This is a genomic window from Sorangium sp. So ce362 (assembly GCF_051519845.1).
Classification (GTDB): domain Bacteria; phylum Myxococcota_A; class Polyangia; order Polyangiales; family Polyangiaceae; genus Sorangium.
In genome coordinates this window covers 9,659,001-9,678,057 of the sequence record NZ_CP150332.1, presented here as the reverse complement: position 1 = coordinate 9,678,057, position 19,057 = coordinate 9,659,001, and the positions used below count along the sequence as shown (strand labels likewise).

The window sequence follows — 19,057 nt, the reverse complement described above, 5'->3', positions numbered from 1 at the left end:
GGCGGGGCGCCCCCTGCGGCGGCTCAGGCCACCGTGAACGAGTGCCCGCAGCCGCAGCGAGTCGCCTCTTGCGGGTTCTTGAACTTGAAGCCCTGGTACATGAGCGTCTTCTCCCAGTCGAGCACCGAGCCGCCCAGGTAGAGGATGCTCTTCTTGTCGCAGAAGACGCGCACCGTGGCCTTGTCCGGCTCGGCGAACTCCAGGACGAGATCGCCGGAGCGGGGCGGTTTGTCATCGAACTCGATGACGTAGGAGAACCCGGAGCAGCCGCCGCCGCGGATCCCGACCCGGATGGCGCCCTCGGGCGTGCCGCGCTTGGCGAGCTGGGCCCGGACCGCCTGGACCGCCGCGTCGCTCACCGCGAGCGTCCGCTTCGGCTTGGCCTCCGCCTCTGCCGCGGTCCCGTTGGTCTGCGCGGGCGCGGCGTGCGCCGTCGTGGCGGGCGCGGGGTAGGCCCCGGCGTCCGCCGGCGTGGTCGTGGTCGTCTCCTCGCTGCTCTGCATGGCGCTGCTCCCTCTGCGGTGCTCCGGGCCGCCTCCGCCCCGGAGCCGGTGCTGTTACTCCGCGCTCGCCGACGCGGTGCTCTTGGCGACGCTTGAGGGCGCCGCGCCGGTGAGCTCCCTCTTCGCCTGCTGCTTGGCCCGGAAGTCGGCGATCGCGCTCTTGATCGCGTCCTCGGCGAGGACCGAGCAATGGATCTTCACCGGCGGCAGGTGGAGCTCCTCGGCGATCATGCTGTTCTTGATCGTCTCCGCCTCGTCGATCGTCTTGCCCTTCAGCCACTCGGTCGCGAGCGACGACGACGCGATGGCCGAACCGCAGCCGAACGTCTTGAACTTCGCGTCCTCGATGACGCCGCCCTCGCCGACCTTGATCTGCAAGCGCATGACGTCGCCGCAGGCCGGAGCGCCGACGAGCCCGGTGCCGACGTGCTCGTCATTCTTGTCGAGCGTGCCGACGTTCAGGGGGTTCTCGTAGTGCTCGATGACCTTATCGCTGTATGCCATGGCTCTCTCCTCGACCGTTTCCTTTCGTCTCGAAACCTTGCTCTGCCGGGTCGGCGCTGTCCGCGCCGCGCCTCAGTGGGCCGCCCACTGCACGCTGTTGAGGTCGATCCCCTCTTTGTGCATCTCGTAGAGCGGCGACATGTCGCGCAGCTTGTTCACCTTGGCGATCACGAGGTCAGCGACGTAATCGACCTCCGCCTCGGTGGTGAAGCGCCCGAGCCCGAAGCGGATGGACGAGTGGGCGAGGTCGTCGCCGATGCCCATCGCGTGCAGGACATAGGAGGGCTCCAGGCTGGCGCTCGTGCACGCCGAGCCGCTGGAGACCGCCACGTCCTTGATTGCCATCATCATGGCCTCGCCCTCGACGAAGCTGAACGACACGTTGAGGTTGCCCGGCAGCCGCCGATCGGGCGAGCCGTTCAGCTGGATGGCGTCGAGCTCCTTCCAGAGCCGGGCCCGGAGCCGCTCGCGTAGCGACAGGATGCGCGCCGACTCCGCCTCGCCCTCCTCGATGAGGATCTCGGCGGCCCTGGCGAACCCGACGATGCCGGGCACGTTGAGCGTGCCGGACCGCATGCCGAACTCGTGGCCGCCGCCATCCATCTGCGACGTGATGCGGACGCGCGGCTTCGACCTGCGCACATACAGGCAGCCGATGCCCTTCGGCCCGTAGATCTTGTGGGCCGTCACCGACGCGAGGTCGACCCCCATCTGCTCGACGTTGAAGGGGATTTTACCGACCCCCTGCACCGCGTCGCTGTGGAAGAGGATGCTCTTCGCCCTCGTGATCTTGCCGATCTCGGCGATGGGCTGGACCGTGCCCACCTCGTTGTTGGCGAGCATGATCGAGACGAGGATCGTCTTGTCGGTGATCGCCCTGGCGACGTCGTCCGGATCGACCATCCCGTACTTGTCGACCTTGAGATAGGTGACCTCGTAGCCCTGCTTCTCGAGCCGCTTGCAGGTGTCGAGCACCGCCTTGTGCTCGATCACGCTCGTGATGATGTGGTTGCCCTTGTCCTTGTAGAACTCGGCGACCCCCTTGATGGCGATGTTGTCGCTCTCGGTCGCCCCGGAGGTGAAGACGATCTCCTTGGGGTTCGAGGCGCCGATGAACCTGGCGAGCGTCTCGCGAGCGTGGCCGACGGCCTCCTCGGCGGTCCAGCCGAAGACGTGGCTCCGGCTCGCGGCGTTGCCGAACTTGCTGTTGAAGTACGGCAGCATGGCGTCGAGGACACGCGGATCGACAGGCGTCGTCGCGTGGTAGTCCATGTAGATCGGAAGTTGGATGGCCATGATGTTCTCGCTCAGCGGTGATTCGAGCCCTGGCGGCAATGCCCATTGCCGCCGCGGATCCCGGCGACGAGCTCGGGCTCAGCCTTGCTCTTGTCGTGAAGATTGCAGTTCGTGCAGGCGGCGACGAGCTCTGCCGGGTCGCACGTCTCGCAGGTGTCGAGGTAGGCGAGGCTCGCGACGAGCTCGTGCTGGAGGTTCTCGAGGTGCGCGATCTGCTCCCGCACCTCTTCCAGCTTCTGCTGGTAAACGTCCCGGATCCGCGACATCGCGCCGGGGGCCGACGAGGACGCCTCCCAGGTCGAGACGATCTGCTGGATCTGGCTCAGCGACAGGCCGAGGTCGTGGAGCTTGCCGATCCACCGGACCCGGCTGAGGGCGGCGTGGTCGTAGAGCCGGTAGCGCCCCTTGGAGCGGGCGTGCGGCGTGAGCAGCCCCACCTCCTCGTAGTGGTGGATGGCCCGCACCGTCTTCCCGGTCGCCTTGGCGATATCGCCCACCTGGAGGAGGCGATCGTCCTCCTCGGCCTCAGCGCAACCCCCGAGCGCATCCGTTCTGGACGTACCTGACAGGATGGACCCGCCGGTGCTCTGCTCGTGCGCGACAGGAAGGTGGTGCCGTGTCGTCATAGGTGCGCTGCGCCAGGTTGAAACCCTGACCCTTACGTATGCGTGAGGGTTGCGGACCTTCTAGGGCGCTGGACGGAGGCTGTCAACCGGCTTGTACTGGCGCCGACGTAGCGGCGTGGCGCCGTGGTGGAGGGCGATGCGGGACGCCGGGCGCGACGGTGGGCCGGCGGGCGCTACAGCTCGACGCTCGTGTTGTCCTCACGCGCTCGCTCGATCGCGAAGGTCGCGCGCGTCGTCGCCTCGATGCTGTTCCAGGGGATCGGGCTCGGCGCTCCGGCGTTGCACGCCCGCACGAACGCCTCGATCTGCGCCGCGTGGCCCTTGTCGGCCTTCAGCGCGCGCGTCGTGCGGGTCTTGCCGCGCTCGGTCAGCGAGAGCGCGCGCCAGTCGTGGAGCTGCGCGACCTTGCCCTCGCAGAGCACCTCGTAGCTCTCCTTGGGAACGCTGGGATCTCCCATCGACGTGTAGATCAGCGTCCCCACGCTGCCGTCGCCGAAGGTCAGGGTGACGATGACGTTGTCGTCGCGGTGGTACGCCCCCTCGGCGCCGATGGCGTGCGCGCTCACCCGGACCGGCTCGGCGTTCGCCCAGTACGAGAAGAGGTCGACGAAGTGGCAGCCCTCGCCGACGATGCGCCCTCCGCTCTCGGCCGTGTCCGCGATCCAGCTCGTGCCGGGGACGCGGCCCGCGTTGATGCGCGCGACCATGACGAGCCCCGCGCGCCGCTGGGCGAACGCCTCCCGCACCGCGATGGCGAAGGGCGCGAAGCGGCGGTTGTACCCCACCTGCAGGCGGCCCTTCGCGCCCGCGACGGCCTGCGCGAGCTCGGCGAGCTGGTCCTCGCTGATCGCGGCGGGCTTCTCCAGGAACACGTCCCGGCCCGAGGCGAGCGCCCTCGCGGCCTGCGCCGCGTGGCCCGCGTGCCGCGTGGCGATCATCACGGCGTCGACGTCGGGCAGCGCCAGCGCGCCGTCGAGATCGGCCAGCACGTGGGCGGCGCCGAAGCGGTCCGCCGCGTGCCGCGCGGAGAGCCCGCGGCCCGATACGGTCGCCACGAGCTTCGCGCCGGCGGTCTTCGCGAGGGCTGGCAGCAGCACGCTCGACGCGAACGCGCCGGTGCCCACCATCGCTACCCCGAGCGTGGACCGGTCGCGCCGCGCGTGCGTCGCCGCCGTCGCCACCGTCGCGGGCTGCTCCGCGCGGCCGGCGGGGTAGGTCAGCAGCACGCCCAGGTGAGGCTCCCGCCGCTCGCCGGTCACCACCGCGTACGCGTCGAGCGCGTCCTCGAAGGCGAAGCGGTGCGTCACGAGGCTCTGCACGTCGAGCCGCTTTGTCTCGATCGCGCGCAGCACCGCCTCGAAGTTGCGGCGCTCGGTCCAGCGCACGTAGCCGATCGGGTAGTCGCGGCCGCGCTCCTCGTAGTCGGGGTCGTAGCGGCCGGGGCCGTAGCTGCGCGAGACGACGAGCTCGAGCTCCTTGTCGAAGTAGGTTTTGCGCGGCACGTCGATCGGCATCAGCCCGACCATCACGATGCGCGCGCGATCGCGCGCGAGCTCGCCCGCGGTGACGAGCGGCTCGTTCGTCGGCGACGAGGCGGTGATCACCACCGCGTCGGCGCCGCGCCCCTGGGTGAACGCGCGGACGACCTCGATCGGGTCCTCGCGCGAGGGCACCGCGCCGGCCACCGCGCCGCGCGCCTTGGCGCGCTCGACCTTGGCCGGATCGATGTCGATGCCGATGACGTCGCAGCCGTGCGCCGCGAGCAGCTGCACCGCGATCTGCCCGAGCAGCCCGAGGCCGATCACCGCCACGCTCGCGCCCAGCGTGGGCCGGGCGAGCCGCACGCCGTGCAGCGCGATCGCGCCCACGGTCACGAACGAGGCCTCCTCGTCCGTGACGCCGTCCGGCACCGGCACCACGAGGTTCAGCGGGACCGCGTTGACCTCGGCGTGGTTGGCGATGCCCGCGCCAGCGCACGCGACGCGGTCGCCGCGCGCGAAGCCCGCCGTCCCGGCGCCCACGGCCGCCACGCGGCCTGCGAGCGAGTAGCCGAGCGGGATGGGGTTGTCGAGCTTGGTGCGCACGGCGTCGAAGGCGGCCAGCACGCCCTCGCGCTTCGCCTTGTCGATGACCTTCGCGACGAGGTCCGGCCGCTCCTTGGCCTTCGCGATCAGGTTCTTGCGGGCCATGTCGACGATGGCGCGCTCCGTGCCGGCCGAGATCAGCGAGACCGTCGTGTCCACCAGGACGCCGCCCGCGGGCGCGCGGGGCGCCGCGGTGTCCACCACCGCGAGCTTCCCCGTCCGATAACTCTGAGATACCTGACGCATGCCGACTCTCCTCGAACCTACCTGTCCAGTGCCCATCGGCGCGCGCTGGCGCGATGGAGCTCGCTCCTATACACTGCCCCGGGGCGCGCTGCTGGCGTTGATCGGCGAGCCGCTGCGGCACGCGCGCTCCATGCCCCGCGGGGGCGCGGCGCGACGGCGCGGCGGGCCGGGACTCCGCCTCATGGGTCGAGCCATGATGTGTCATGCTCTGACGGGCTCTTCGCAACCGAAGAGGCACCCCGGGAAGAACCGTTTCTGGGGCGCGGCAAGGATGCCTATGGCGGGCTGGTGCTGCTGAGCTCGACACAGGCATCCTCCGGGCCAACGGCGCCGTGGAGGAGGGAGCGACTCGAACACGGCCGTCACGGGCAGCTCGTTGCTGCGCATCGCACCTGTGACGAACGGTGAGGCGCTTTGTACTCGAGCCACAGACCGCCGGAGACCGCCGGAGCTCGAGCGAACAGCACGTCTGAGTGCGAGTCGGCTGCCCACGAGCCGCGCGACAACACGGTAATCGGTGGGCACCAGGGCCGCATTTTTCCGCTCAACAGGCCACCGGGAACGCCCTTGAGCTTGAATAATTACAGTGTAAATGTAAAATGTGCGATCTCTCACCATGACGGAAGGTTAGCTTACTAGGGGTTTTACTGACTCGCGTCTCACACTTGTGTCCGTACCTTGCTCGCCGGTTGTCTCAGGCGCTTGCATGGGGTAGTAGGGGCACATCGACGAAGGCTTTTTCTGGCATTTTATGATGACGGGCTATGAATATCGCGCTCCGCGCTGCACCAAAGGGGGGCGGGACTCCCCAAGGGAAGGAGAGCGATGGTAAGTACGCTCACTGCGGTCATCCTTGCGCTGGTGCTCTCCTGGGCGACGACGCCGCTCGTGCGCCGTTTGGCGCTCACCGTGGGGGCGGTGGATGAGCCGACCGCGCGCCGCGTGCACACCCGATGCATCCCGCGCCTGGGCGGGCTCGCCATCGTGGCAGGCTTCATACTGCCTCTCTTCATTCTCGTGGCGCTGCAGACGCAGATCGCGCTTCAGTGGTTCACGCAGCACTCGCTGGTGGTCGGCCTGTTGGCTGGCGGGCTGACGATCGCGGCGGCGGGCGCCTGGGATGACATCAAGGGAATGCGCGCCCGGCACAAGCTGCTCGCGCAGATCCTCGCAGCCTCGCTCGCGTGGGCTTTCGGGCTCCGCCTCGAGTGTGTGACGCTGCCATACTTCGGCCACGTCTCCTTCTGGCCGCTGTCCTTCCTCGTGACAATCCCTTGGTTCGTCGCGATCATCAATGCCGTCAACCTGATCGACGGGCTCGACGGGCTCGCTGCGGGGGTGGGCTTCTTCGCGTGCGTCGCCAACTTCATCACCGCATACCTGGGCGGCTACCCGGGCAACCTTGTGATTTGCCTGCTCGCGGCGACGCTCGCCGGCGCGATCGTCGGATTCCTGTTCCACAACTTCCACCCGGCGACGATCTTCATGGGCGACACCGGGAGCATGTTCCTCGGGTTCATGCTCGCGGCGATCCCGCTCTTCGGCGTGGGCACGCACAAGGGCGGCACCGCGCTCGCGGTCCTCGTGCCGCTGCTCGCGTTGGGCCTGCCGATCTTCGACATGATCTCGGCGATGGTGCGGCGCTTCATCGCCCGCAGGCCGATCTTCTCGGCGGACCGGTCGCATATCCATCACAAGCTGCTCGACAAAGGCCACTCGCACCGCGGCGCCGTGCTGATCCTCTACGGGCTGAGCCTGCTCTTCACCGTAGTCGCGCTGGTGGCGTACGTCGGCCGCTCGCACGAGATCGGCTTCGCGCTGCTGGCCTGCAGCGCGGTGCTCTTCATGGTGGTGCGCGCGGCGGGCTCGTTCGCGCTCTTCGGGGCGCGCCCCGCCGCCGCCAAGCGCCCGCGCGAGATGGTCGTGGAGGCGCTGCGCCGCGCGGTGCCGCGGGCGCTGCTCGAGATCGAGACCGCGAGCGGCCCCGAGCGGCTGCGCGCGGTGCTCGAGCGCTTCGCGGCAGAGGCGCGGCTCTTGGCCATGGAAGTGAGCTCCAAGGGGGCGAACGGCAACGCGCGTGTGAAGCCCTGGACCTGGACGCGGGACACGGCGACGCCGCTGCAGCTCCGTGAGGCGGTCGTCGCGGTGTTCGTGATCGAGCTCGCCGGCGAGACCGTCGAGCTGCGGTTCCGCTGGGACAGCGAGGAGAGCGCGGTCAGCCCGCAGGCGGACATGCTGCTGCAGCTCGTGGCGGATTCGGCGGAGCGGCTGCTGCTGCGCCGGCCGTCCTCGCGCACGCTCGAGCCGCTTCCCCAGGGGCGCCTGTCGGTGGTTTGAGCCCTTCCTCCAGCGGCTGGCGGGCTCGCGCCGCCAGGCCAGATGGACGAACGACCTAGGAGAGAACGTGGAGATCATCCGTAAAGCCGTCGACTTCAATACAAAGACGAACGCGCTTTATTACAAATTGACGGATCGCGAGCATTACTGGAAGGCCTACCAGGGGCTCGTGGACGAGGCGGTCCTTCCCGCGAAGGACGTGATCCACCTCGGCTGCGGGCCGCTGTGGTTCGGCAAGGTGGCGACCGTGCCGCTCGACGGGAAGACCATCTACGCCGTCGATCCGGACGAGCAGGCGCTCGCGCGCAACCCGGCGCCAAAGCACGTTTGCGCGTTCGGCGAGTCGGTCCCGCTGCCGGACGGCTGCGCCGATGCGATCGCGGCGGACCACCTGCTCGAGCACCTCGAGAGGCCGGAGGCGGTGCTGCGCGAGGCGCACCGGCTCCTGCGTCCAGGCGGGCGATTCGTGTTCACGGCGCCCAATCTCCTGTCGTATTCGGGGCTCGCGACGCACCTGACGCCGCAGTGGTTCCACGATTTTTATGTGGGCATGCTGCGCGCGTCGAACGGCAGCAACAACCCCAAGCCGTACCAGACCTACTTCCGCATGAACACCGTGTGGGCCGTGCGCCGCATCGCGAAGGCGACAGGCTTCCGCGTGGACAAGCTCTATACGGGGGTCGATCACCCGAGCTATACGGTGTTCTTCCCCGGCTTCCACCAGGCAGCGCTGGCGCTGCACCTGCTGCTCGACAAGGTCGAGGCGCTCGCGCCGTTCCGCATCACGCTCACGGGCAGCCTCGTGCGCGAGTGAAGCGCGGCCCTCGCGCGGGGACGCGAGGTCGTCGCGGCGCCCGGCGCTCCCGGCGAGGAGCGGTCACCACCGGATGCGAAACCCGCCGCGCCAGCCACCCCGTACCTGGCCGCTCCCCGAGAAGACCACCGCCGCCCGCGGCTGCCGGAAGCAGGGGAACCAGACACCCGAGCTCCGGTCCGGCGTGAGCCCCCTGCCCTCGATCGCGATCGACTGGCTCCGCCAGGTGGCTTCGTCGAGCCTGAGCCGGGAGCACGCGCTCGTCCGGCCGCCGAGGATCTCGTCGTGGATCGCGAGCTCGCGCTCGGAGAGCTCGAGGACCCGTCGATGCACGGGGGCCCCGGGGAGGAACCGGTATCCGTTGTGCTCGGCCTCCACGGCGACATGCGCGCGGGCCTGCTCGATCCGGCGCACCTCGGCGCGCGCCCGGCGGCCGACGCGGAAGGCGCTCCACACCTCGCTCGAGTCGGCGCCGCCGAGCTCTATCGTGTTGTGCGCGCGCGTGGCCCGGGTCTCCCCCCGGTCGCGATCCGCCTTGTAGCTGGAGACGCCGTAGTCGACGACAGCGCGCTCGCCCCCGAGCCACAGCTCGAACGTGAGCGCGTCGGCGTGCACGTGGCCGGGCTGATACGAGGCCCCGTCCGCCCCCGCGTCGAACGCGAGCCAGGCCCGAGCGCCGGACCGCAGGATCACCCAGCCGGTCGCGGCGAGATGCTGGAGCGAGGCCCCGTCGTCCAGCGCTGCGCCGGGCGCTCGGGCCGGCTCGAACAGGCCGAGCTCCGCGCCGAGGCCGAGGACGCGATCGAGTTCGGGCGCGGCGTCGAGCGCGGCGTCGTTGAACAGGGGGTAGGTGCCGTCCGGAGCGCGGACAGCGGCGGCCCATGACAGCGCCCTCCGCGCCGTCGTCCGCCAGAGCTCGGGCACCTCGCGCCCCGACGCCTGCGTGAGCTCGATCGCCTCGAGCAGCCCGGCTATCAGCGCGAGGTGGTACGAGACGGAGAGCTCGAAGTGCCCACCGTCGTCCAGGAACTGCTCCGGAAGCTGCCAGGCGAGGAGCGCCGAGCCGAGCGTCCACCACGCCTCGGCCTCGAACCCGTGGGTGACCGCGCCGCCGCACACGAGCCCGATGGCATTCTCCAGCAGGTGGTTGGCGAGCAGGTGCAGCTCGAGGCCGAGCGCGACGGCCCGACAAGCGCGCGCCAGCTCGGCCGAGAGCCCAGGGCGCCCGAGGCGCGCGGCGACCGCAAGCCGGCGGGCGCGCACCGAGGCGGGGAAGGGATGCGACGCGATGGGGGCGTCCCACGTGCCCGGGGCCTGGAGCGTGGGGTCGGCCCCGAGCTCATAACCGTAGGCGCGCTCGTACGCATGCAGCAGCGACCCCTCGGGAATCGCGGCCAGGCGCGCGCCGCCGCGCGCTCTCTCGGCGTCCGCGAAGGCCGCGAAGCGCGCGCTCGGCGGGGCGAAGCCGGGGCGGAGGCGCGGAGGCCGCGCCGCGGTGGGCACCTTGCCGAGCGCGCGCTGACCGAGCGCGATCGGACGGGCGAGCACCTGAACGGGGTGGAGCTGCGCCACGGTGCGGGCGACCCGCGGGAGGTTCATGGCCTGCTTCTCCGCTGATCTCCGCGAGAGCCCGAGCGAAGGACCACGCGCTCCAGCACCTCGATGTAGTCGCGCGCGAGGGCGTCGCGATCGAACGAACGGATGACGTAGGACCGCCCCGCTTCGCCCATGCGCCTCCGCCTGTCGGCATCGGACGCGAGCTCGACGATGGCCCGGGTCATGGCCGGCACGTCCTCGGGCGGAGCAAAGATGCCGGCGCGCGCCTCCTCGACGATCGCCCGTGCCTCGCCGTCGACCGAGATCACGACCGGGCGCGCCATGGCGAGGATCTCGAAGATCTTGGAGGGGATCACGGTCCCGAAGAGCTCGGTCTTGCGCAGGGGAACGAGGCAGATATCGGCGGTGGCGTACACCTCGGTGATCGCGTCGCGCGGGAGCGCGCCGAGGAACGTCGCGTTGGTGAGCCCGAGCTCACGCGCGCGCGCTTCCAGGCTCGCCCGCTCCGCCCCTTCTCCGACGAACAGGAAGCGAATGTCGTCGCGCGCGAGCAGGCCTCTCGCCACCTCGAGCACCGCGGAGAGGCCGTGCGCCATCCCGTGCGTGCCGACGTACGCCACGACGAGGCGGTCCCCGAGGTCGAGCTTCGCCCGGAGCGGCGTGTCGCGCGGCGACGGCGTGAAACGACCGAGATCCACGCCGTTGCGGACGACCTCGATCTTGTCGGCGGGCACGCCTCGGGCGACGAGGCGCTCGCGGAAGCTCTGCGTGACGACGACGATCTCGTCGGCCGCCCGGTAGAGCTGCTCTTCGACGATGGTGAGCCCCTGCACGACCGGATGCCCTGCCGGGAGGGCGCCCACGGCCACGATGGACTCGGGCCAGAGGTCGCGCACCTCGAACACGAACGGCAGCCGGCGGAGCCTGGCGAGCCCGTAGCCGGCCACGGCCGTGAGAAAGTGGGGGCTCGTCGCGATGAGCACGTCGCTCGGGGGCAACGCGCGCTGCGCGAGCGTGAGGGCGGAAGCGGCGAACGAGCCGTACGCGAGCGAGCGACGCACCTTGCCCCGGTTGGGGGCGGCGTAGATCCACGTGCGGAGGACCCGCACTCCATGGAAGTCCTCCTCGATGCGGAGCCGACCTCGATACTCCGGCGGGACGACCCCGGTCGGGTGGTTCGGAAGGCCTGTGAGGACGGTGACTTCGTGCCCGGTGCGGCGCCAGGCTCGGGCGAGCTCCGATACGCGCGCCGCGGGGGCGCCCGGCTCGGGCGGGAAGTAAGGGGAGACGTAAAGGATGCGCATGGTCCGCGTGGCGCTTCAGGCCAGGTTCTCGTTGGGGGTTCGTTCGGCCGTTCTCTTGGTGGAGCCGTTCGCGTCCGCGGCCGCCGCGGCCTCGTCGCGAGGCGAGGCCGTCGGTCGGTCGCCGGACGGCAGCGCGGGGACCCTACTGGCTCGACGACGGCTGGCCGAGGCGTGCTTGGCGCAGGGGCCGCTCAGATCCATGGCGCACTGTACCCATTGCAGAGAGCTTGTGCCGCACGTGCTTGGCGACCGAGGCCATCAGGACCCCCACGAGCATCGCGGCCCCCAGCGTGAGCGTGATCTTGAGCAGGGAGCTGAGCTCGCCCCGGAACTGGTAGTACGCGAACGAGGCGAGGCACACGGCGGTCGCACGGCCGAACAGCGGCGTATCGCGCGCGGCTGCCATGAGGAGCGGCAGCATGAAGAAGACGGCGCTCATCACCGAGATCTGGAGGAACGTGCCGAGGAAGCCGAGGTTCAGGTATCCCTCGGTGGCGGCGCTCATGGCGAAGCCGCCGCCGTGGCGCGCAAAGTCAGGATCCATCCACATGACATAGCGCTCCGATAGCGCGAGCGGCCGTTCGTGCCAGATCGGCTTGGGCACCAGGATGAGGATGGCGTTGATCCAGCTCTCGCCCGGGTAAGCTACGAGGGGAGGCCTCTCGTTCACGATGTTGACGAGGTTATCGTAGACGCGCTGGAGCTCGCCGATCTCCAGCACGTTCTCTGTCTGATCGAGGCGCAGCACCGCTGACTCGATCTGCGCGTCGAGCCCGCTGCCCTGCTTGAACCGGGCGCCGTCCATCGCGATGCCGTAGAAGAGGACGCACACCATGCCGATGGCCAGCCACAGGCGCCGGATCTGGACACCGAAGGCATGCAACCCGAGCCCGACGGAGAGGATCGCAAAGATGAGAGGGCCTCGCCGTCCCGTCGCCGTGTTGAGCAGGAAGGTCATGAGGAGCAGCGTCCCGGCGACGTACACCGTCATCGGGACCCGCAGGCGGGCCTTGCGGAGCGACGCGATCCGGAGAAAAAAATAGACGGCCGCGATCTGGATCAGGTACCAGCCGGCGATCAACAGGCCCTTGCCATGCCCTTCCAGGTGGGTGGCCCCGTAGCTCAGCGAGAAGAACCTCCCCAGGCCGATCGAGGCGATCCACGCGAATACGAGCCCGATCCCGAGCGCTCCGGCCGCCATTGTCCCCCAGTCCTGGTCCAGGATCGCCTTCGGGTTGTGCATCGGCACCAGGCGCTCGAGGTTCGGCGCTTCGGGGGCCCGGCTCAGGGCGGTGCACACGAGCGCGCATCCGGCTGCGCCGACGTAGGCTACCTCCATGGCCGCCTCGTCACGGCTCGACAGATGGAGTCCGGTGGACATGAGCAGCCGCAGGACGGGCGTGTAAGCGACGCTGAGGAAGTACGTGGCCGGCACGTACGTCTCCGGATCCAGCGGATGGAAGCGGGGACCGCCGGCGCGGGCGAGCGACGGGGCGAGCATCAGGACCACGAGGCCGACGGTCCACCCGAGCCCGTCGCCGAGCGTCCCCTCGAGGATGGGGCCGAGCGTCGCCAGGGCGGCGACGAGCATCGTCGCCCAGAGCCGGACGCGGCGCGGCCTCGCCTCGGCGGGGGCTGCCTTGGCGGCGCGCCGAGCGCCGCGGGCGCGGGGGATGCCCCGTGCGCCGGGGAGCCTCAAGGAGGAGAGCAAGGGCCGGCGCTCCTCAATTGGGCAGAGGAGGCGGAGGCGGTCCCGCTGGGTCGGACGGCGCCGGCTCGGCAGGCGTCTGGTACGGCTCGTCGCTCTTGTAGCCGTAGTAGTGATAGACGCCGTACTCTTGCCGGTTCAGGTTCACGGCGTTCAGCACGACCCCCACCGTCTTGCCCCCGACGTCGTAGAGCGCCCGGATCCCATGGCGCGCGAAGTCGCGCGTCGTGACGGATGCTCGTACGACGAGCACGGTGCCGTCGACCAGCGTGGACAGCACGGTGCCGTCGGTCACCGCGAGCAGGGGAGGGCTGTCGATGAGCACGCGGTCGAAGCGGCCCTGGAGCTTGCGGAGCAGCGCCTTGAAGCGATCGCTGTGCAGGAGCTCCGCCGGGTTCGGCGGGATGGGGCCCGCGGGGATGACATAGAGATTCTCCACCTCCGTCCTGAGCGCGCTCTCGTCGTCGACCACCGAGTCGTCGAGCAGCGCGCTCGTGACGCCGATCTCCATGCCTTTGCCGAAGATGTGATGGAGGCGCGGCTTGCGGAGGTCGCAATCGATGAGGACGACCTTCTGTCCTGCCTGCGCCATGGCGACGGCGATGCAGCAGCACGCCGTCGTCTTTCCCTCCGCGGGCCCGGCGCTCGCGACGAGCAGCGTCTTGTAGGGGTGGTCGGGCGACATGAAGAGCAGGTTGGTCCGGATCGCGCGGGCCGCCTCCGCGATCCCGCTCTTCGGCTGATCATGGACGACGAGCTCGCGCCGGCCCGGCTGGGCAGCGCGCCTGCCGCGGCGGTTCGCCTTGCGGAGCTCAGCCTCCTTCTTGCCCCGTTTGTCGAACTCCGGCAGGAGGCCCAGGAGCGGTAGACCGAGCTCCCGCTCCACCTCATCCGGCGTCTTCAGCGTGCGATCGAGCAACGCCCGCCCCAGCGCCGCCCCGATCCCGAGGAGCAGCCCGGCGAAGATGCCGACCGCGATGTTGGTCCCGACGCGGGGACGCAGCGGGGTGAGCGCGAGGCTCGGCCTGTCGAGGACGCGGATGTTGTTCACCCGCATCATCCGCTGCAGATCGCTCTCCTTCGTGCGCTCGAGGACGAGCTGGTAGAGCTTCTCCGTGTTGTCCTTCGTCCTGCGGAGGCGGTCGTACTCGATCTTCAGAGAATTCAGCCCGAAGGCCTGCCTTCTCGAGTCCTCGAGCAGCGCCGCGAGGCCCGTCTCCTGGCGCTTCACGATGGCGAGATCACGGCTCACCGCGCCCTGAACATTCTTGACCTCGGCGATGAGCGCGTTCCTGTTGGCGGTGATGCGCTCGTTGGCGGCGCGGACGTCCGGGTGGTTATCGCCCTTGCCAGAGCCGATGAGCGCGTCGCGCTCGCGGACGCACTCCTCCTGGCGCGCGCGCAGCATCTGGAGGACCGGGCTCTGGATGAGCTCCGAGGCGGGGAGGTCGGTCGGGGTGTTCGGGTCGACCTTCGACAGCTCGTGGTTCCTCGCGGCGAACTCCTCCCGTCGCGTGCGCACGGACGTGAGGGCGTCGTTGATCTGCTTCATCTCCTCACGAAGCAGGTTGGTCTTGTCCTCGAAATCCACGTCGAGGATGTCATTGCTGAGCTTGTATTCGTGGAGCGAGGTCTCGCTCGCCTCCAGGTCGTTCTTCAGCTTGTCGAGCTGTATCCTCAGCCAGTCGACCGCCGAGTTCGTCGAGGCGAGCGCTTCATCGAGGTTCTGCTCGATGTAAACATCCATCAGCGTCGAGAGCACGCGCTGAGCCCGGTCGCGATCCGCATCGATGTAGCGCACGACCGCGAGGCGGCTGTCCTTCACCGGCTCGATCAAGAGCCGTTCGAGCAGGAGCTCCGCGGCCTCCTCGGCGGTCACGGTCTTCGGCGCGGGAGCCGCCGCCTCCTTCGGGAGGTTTTCCAGGAAGTAAGCGTCGCTCTGCAGGTTGAGCTGGGCGACGACCGCGAGCGCCACCCGCATCGACCGGATGACCTTGTACTGGGTCTCGTAGTACTCTCGGTTGTTCCAGTACGACCCAGCGCCCATGTCGACCACGGTGTCGACTCCGCGGCCGAGCGGCCTCGGAGGGTTCGGATCGAGCTGCACTGTCGTCGTCGACTGATAAATTTTCTTCTGCCCGAGCGTGTAGAACGTCACGCTGAGGGCGACGAAGAGCAGCGTCGAGAGCGCGGTGGCCCAGTGCTTGCTAACGATGCGCAAGGCCGCCACGAGATCGAACGAGCGCTCGGTGGAAGCGTCGTTTGGGGACAGGGATGCCGAGGGGGCTCTGAGTTCGTCGGCCATAAGTCGTGCGCTAGAGGCGCGTTTCCCAGGGTAGGGGTCCGCGCGGAGGGCTAAGGTGCGCCCCAAGACCCCAAAATTCAAGCCGGCGTTCCGAAATGGGAGCAGATGTAGTATAACATGCGCGGCTCGGGCTGTCTACGGCCCGAATGCCCGGGCGCGGGCGCGGCAGAGGTGCCAGCCGGGAGGACTTTTGCTCGCGGCTGCCGCCCCGCCGGGATGGACTACACTTCGGCCGCGTGCTCCGCTCGCTCGTTTGAGGACAAGCAGAATGACACGGTCATCGATCGTCACTCGTGCAGGCGTGATGGCAGCGTGCTCGGCGCTCCTTTTCGCCGGAAATGACGCGTTCGCAGACTGGCCTTCTGCCCGTCACGACCCGCAGCGCACGGGCGCCACGCCGTCCACGAGCAATATCGTCAAGCCAGCGCCCTACTGGCGCTCGTACCTGGGCGGAGCGCTCTCCTCCAGAAGCGTGTTCGCAGGCGACGTGAACCAGGATGGCGAGATCGACCTGCTCTTCGCCTCCGGAGGGCGCGTGACGCTCTCCGATCCGCAGGGCTTCACCCGCTGGAAGACCCCTTCGATGGGCTTCCGGACCCTGCAGGCCGTCGAGGATCTCGACGGAGACGGCCTGCTCGAGGTGATCGTCCTGACCGGCGCGGGGGCGGCCGTGCTCGATGGGGCGAGCGGGGTCGTCCTCTGGATGGAGGACGCTTCGGAGCTCGGCGTACTCGGCGCGGCGCGCCTCGCAGACTTCAACGACGACGGCCACCTCGATCTGTTCCTCGACGAGTGCGGCTGCTGCTCGGTGCGGACCGACAGCCCGGGCGTCATCTACAGCTTCGCGAGGGGGTTCAGCGCCGTGGAGAGGCTGCCCTCCCCGCCGAAACGCGCGCACTGCAACGCCTCGATCGACACCGTGGGCGACTGGGACGGGAACGGAACAGCCGATCTCCTCCTATCTTCTCATGACAGACTGCTCCTGGTCTCCGGGGCTGGGGACGTCTTCGCCGAGTCCGCGATCGTCGGAGCGCACCTCGGCGGCGCGTCGTGCGAGGCCGTGACCTTGGGCGATCCCCGGAGCCCCCAGCGGGCGCTCTGCTTTCAGAATCGGGTGTTCAGCGGCGAGGGGGCGCGCGATGTCTCCCTGCTCGCGTACAGGCCGGGCGAGAGCCCATCGCTGGCCGTCGTCTGGCGAAAGACGCTCAGCCCCAACGACGGCGGCGACGCGCGGGCCCCGACGCGCCTCGCCTGGGATCTCGACGGCGACGGCGCGCTCGAGGTGCTGGCGAGCGGCAAGACGGGCGAGACGTGGACGTCGTTCGTGCTCGACGCGGCCACGGGCGCCGAGCTCGCCGTCATCCCCGAGGAGATCGCGCAGGGCGCGATCCCCGGGGAGGACGGCGCGGGGCAGTGGATCCTCACCTCGCGCGAGGAGCGCGTGTCGGCGTTCCGGTTCAGCCGCGCAGCTGGACAGCGCGTCGAGCGGCTCTGGTCGCTCGATGGAGAGCTGGTCCGCACGCGGCTCGACTGGGGGCGAGCGCAGCAGACGGGGCTCAGCCAGGCGCTGGTCACGCCGGATCTCGACGGTGACGGGCGCGGCGAGATCGTGCTCGAAGCCACCTCGGCGCCGGTGGCGCTCACCGCGTACACGACGCGCGCGGCCGGAGCCTCGCCTGCCGCGGTTTACCGGGTCGACCTCGGCGTCGGTGTCGCGGCGCTCGACGTGCCGGCGGCGACGTCTCCGGCGTCGCCGCGGCTCATGGTCTCCCGCCAAGACGGGTTCGTCGCGCTGCTCGACGCCTCGCTCGCGCCGATGAACCTCATGCACGAGGGGCGCGAGGTCGTGCCGGGCCTGCGCGTCGGCAGTTACAGTACAGGCCCCGGCGCGTACGTGGACTTCGGCCGCGCTCCCATCGCGGCGAAGCTGTCGCCGGGGGACGCGGCCGCCAGCGTGGTCGTCGTCGACAGCCGGGGAGATCTCCTGCGGATCGCGTCCGAGGGCGCGAGCAATGTCGCGCCGGCCAAGGCGGCCTGGCGCGTCATCGACGCGTTCGGCGCCTCCATCTGGCCCGCCGACGACCGCTCGCCGGCGACCCTCGCGTGCTTCAGGCGGCGGCACCCGCTCGTCGATCCGCCGAGGTACGCTGTCGTGGCGCTCGACGCGAACGGCCGACAGACGAGCGAGACCGCGCTGCAGAAGCCGCCCGCGTGGGACGTGCTGCACGGAGACCTCGACGGCGACGGCGCGCCCGAGCTCGTGGCGCTCACGGTCGATCCCACCTATCGCACCGAGATCCTCGCGCTCGATCGGAGCGGCGGGATGCGATGGAAGCATGACATCAACGCCTCGGCCGGGACCCAGGCCGTCGCGATCGCCGACTGGAACGGAGATGGGGCGGAGGACGTCGCCGTGGCGATCAACTCCGCCCGCGTGCTGTCGGGCCGAGACGGCAGCGCCCTCGGCGAGAGCACGGAGCGGTTGCCCTATTTCATGCCGATCCTCGCCGACGTGTCGGGAGACGAGCGGCTCGAGATGACGCTGCAAGGGGGGTATCACCCCGAGAGGACGCTGCCGCACGATCTGAGCGCCGCGCTCTGGAGGGGCCCCGTGGGCAGCCGCCCGTACCCGCACGGCGCGATCGCCAGGTGCGACGGGAGGCCCCTCCTCGTCGAGGGCTCGTTCGTGTACCCGGCGCGCCTCTCGTTCACAAAGCTCGACGGCCCCGGCGCTGGCCGGTCGAGCTTCGTCGTGCTCGCCGGCGACGCCTCGTTCGCCGACGAGCAAGCGGCGAAGCAGGCGGGCGCGGTCATGGGCCAGCTCGGGGACGCCGCGATCTCGCAGAACCTCACCGGGCTCGCGGCCGCAGGCCCCACCGTCGTGGTCGGCTCCACGAACGGCTTCCTCTACGCGGTCGACGCGTGCTCGGAGCGCCTCCTGTGGTCCCATGCCTTCGGCGAGCCCGTCGGCGCGCCGATCCTCGCGGACACCGACGGCGACGGCCATGACGACATCGTCGTGAGCGTCGCGGACGGCTACCTCTACAACCTGCGGCACGAGAACCTGCCCGCCCCCGATTACGTCTGGGAGATCGACCCGAGCACGAACGGCTCCAGCGAGGACGTCGACGAGATCGAGACCCGGGACACGCTGTACGTGGCGTGGTCGAAGGTCCCGACGGCCACGTCCTACCAGGTGGCGGTCGTGGGCGGCGAGGGCAACTACGTGAGCTCGCCGGCGTGGCGGGAAGTCGGCAACGTCACCGAGGCCTCTATCAGCAGGCTGCCGCTCCTCGACGGGGCGAAGTACTACGTCGGCGTCCGCGCGGTCTCCGCCGCCGGGCTCTCCCCGGATCGCGGCTCGGACGGGGTGATCGTGCGTATGCCGCAGGGCGAAGGCGGCGCCGGTGGAGACGGGGCCGGTGGGGCCGGTGGGGCCGGTGGTGTCGGCATCGGTGGGGCTGGGGCCGGCGGGTCCGGCGCTGGCGGGACCGGGGCCGGTGGGGCCGGCGGGGTCGGGGTCGGCGTGGGCGGTGTTGACGTGGCGCTGCCGGGGGACACGCTCCTTTACGGCCGGGGCTGCGTCTGCTCCGAGACGCCCGGGCAACCCGGCGCCTCGTGGACGGCCGGCCTCGGCGGCATCGCGCTCGCGCTCCTCGCCCTCGGCAGGGCCCGGGCCACGGCGGCCGCTCCGGCGGGCCGGCGCGCGGCGCGCCGCGGGAGCACCGCGCGAGCCTGGCCTCGACGTGGCTAGCTGCCCGACACGGGCCAGC

Annotated in this window: 12 protein-coding genes; 3 read left to right on the top strand and 9 right to left on the bottom strand. The window is 70.1% G+C overall.

Features of this window, described 5'->3' with window-relative positions:
- Positions 1-23: 23 nt before the first annotated feature.
- From WMF17_RS37220 to WMF17_RS37200, 5 genes are all read right to left on the bottom strand, one after another.
- On the bottom strand, positions 24-503 hold the full coding sequence (locus tag WMF17_RS37220) for a HesB/IscA family protein (protein ID WP_437598130.1): 480 nt from the start codon (positions 501-503) through the stop codon (positions 24-26).
- Positions 504-557: 54 nt separating this feature from the next.
- On the bottom strand, positions 558-1,007 hold the full coding sequence (gene iscU / locus WMF17_RS37215) for a Fe-S cluster assembly scaffold IscU (RefSeq protein ID WP_437598129.1): 450 nt from the start codon (positions 1,005-1,007) through the stop codon (positions 558-560).
- 72 nt (positions 1,008-1,079) lie between these two features.
- A complete protein-coding gene (locus tag WMF17_RS37210) occupies positions 1,080-2,297 on the bottom strand; it encodes an IscS subfamily cysteine desulfurase (protein ID WP_437604343.1) in 1,218 nt (405 codons plus the stop codon).
- Positions 2,298-2,314: 17 nt separating this feature from the next.
- Positions 2,315-2,929 (bottom strand): MerR family transcriptional regulator, encoded by a 615-nt coding sequence (locus tag WMF17_RS37205; protein WP_437598128.1) that lies wholly within the window; start codon positions 2,927-2,929, stop codon positions 2,315-2,317.
- A gap of 173 nt (positions 2,930-3,102) precedes the next feature.
- Positions 3,103-5,259, bottom strand: coding sequence for a bi-domain-containing oxidoreductase (locus WMF17_RS37200; RefSeq protein WP_437598127.1), 2,157 nt, complete (start codon positions 5,257-5,259; stop codon positions 3,103-3,105).
- An 825-nt stretch (positions 5,260-6,084) separates the two neighbouring features.
- On the opposite strand from WMF17_RS37200, the gene WMF17_RS37195 reads away from it, so the two are divergent.
- On the top strand, positions 6,085-7,596 hold the full coding sequence (locus WMF17_RS37195) for a glycosyltransferase family 4 protein (RefSeq protein ID WP_437598126.1): 1,512 nt from the start codon (positions 6,085-6,087) through the stop codon (positions 7,594-7,596).
- 67 nt (positions 7,597-7,663) lie between these two features.
- Positions 7,664-8,410, top strand: coding sequence for a class I SAM-dependent methyltransferase (locus WMF17_RS37190; protein WP_437598125.1), 747 nt, complete (start codon positions 7,664-7,666; stop codon positions 8,408-8,410).
- Between the two features lie 63 nt (positions 8,411-8,473).
- Here WMF17_RS37190 and WMF17_RS37185 read toward each other — a convergent pair whose 3' ends face one another.
- The 4 genes from WMF17_RS37185 to WMF17_RS37170 form a co-directional block, all read right to left on the bottom strand.
- Positions 8,474-10,009 carry a heparinase II/III domain-containing protein gene (locus WMF17_RS37185; protein ID WP_437598124.1) on the bottom strand — a complete coding sequence of 512 codons (1,536 nt, stop codon included), beginning with the start codon at positions 10,007-10,009 and terminating at the stop codon, positions 8,474-8,476.
- Positions 10,006-11,271, bottom strand: a complete 1,266-nt coding sequence (locus WMF17_RS37180; RefSeq protein ID WP_437598123.1) for a glycosyltransferase family 4 protein — start codon at positions 11,269-11,271, stop codon at positions 10,006-10,008. The genes WMF17_RS37185 and WMF17_RS37180 overlap by 4 nt, the downstream gene beginning before the upstream one ends.
- Before the next feature lie 142 nt (positions 11,272-11,413).
- On the bottom strand, positions 11,414-12,982 hold the full coding sequence (locus tag WMF17_RS37175; protein WP_437598122.1) for an O-antigen polymerase: 1,569 nt from the start codon (positions 12,980-12,982) through the stop codon (positions 11,414-11,416).
- A 13-nt stretch (positions 12,983-12,995) separates the two neighbouring features.
- Positions 12,996-15,284, bottom strand: coding sequence for a GumC family protein (locus WMF17_RS37170; RefSeq protein WP_437598121.1), 2,289 nt, complete (start codon positions 15,282-15,284; stop codon positions 12,996-12,998).
- 487 nt (positions 15,285-15,771) lie between these two features.
- Between WMF17_RS37170 and WMF17_RS37165 the strand changes: the two genes are divergently transcribed.
- Complete coding sequence (locus tag WMF17_RS37165; RefSeq protein ID WP_437598119.1) at positions 15,772-19,038, top strand: FG-GAP-like repeat-containing protein; 3,267 nt, start codon at positions 15,772-15,774, stop codon at positions 19,036-19,038.
- Positions 19,039-19,057: the final 19 nt, after the last annotated feature.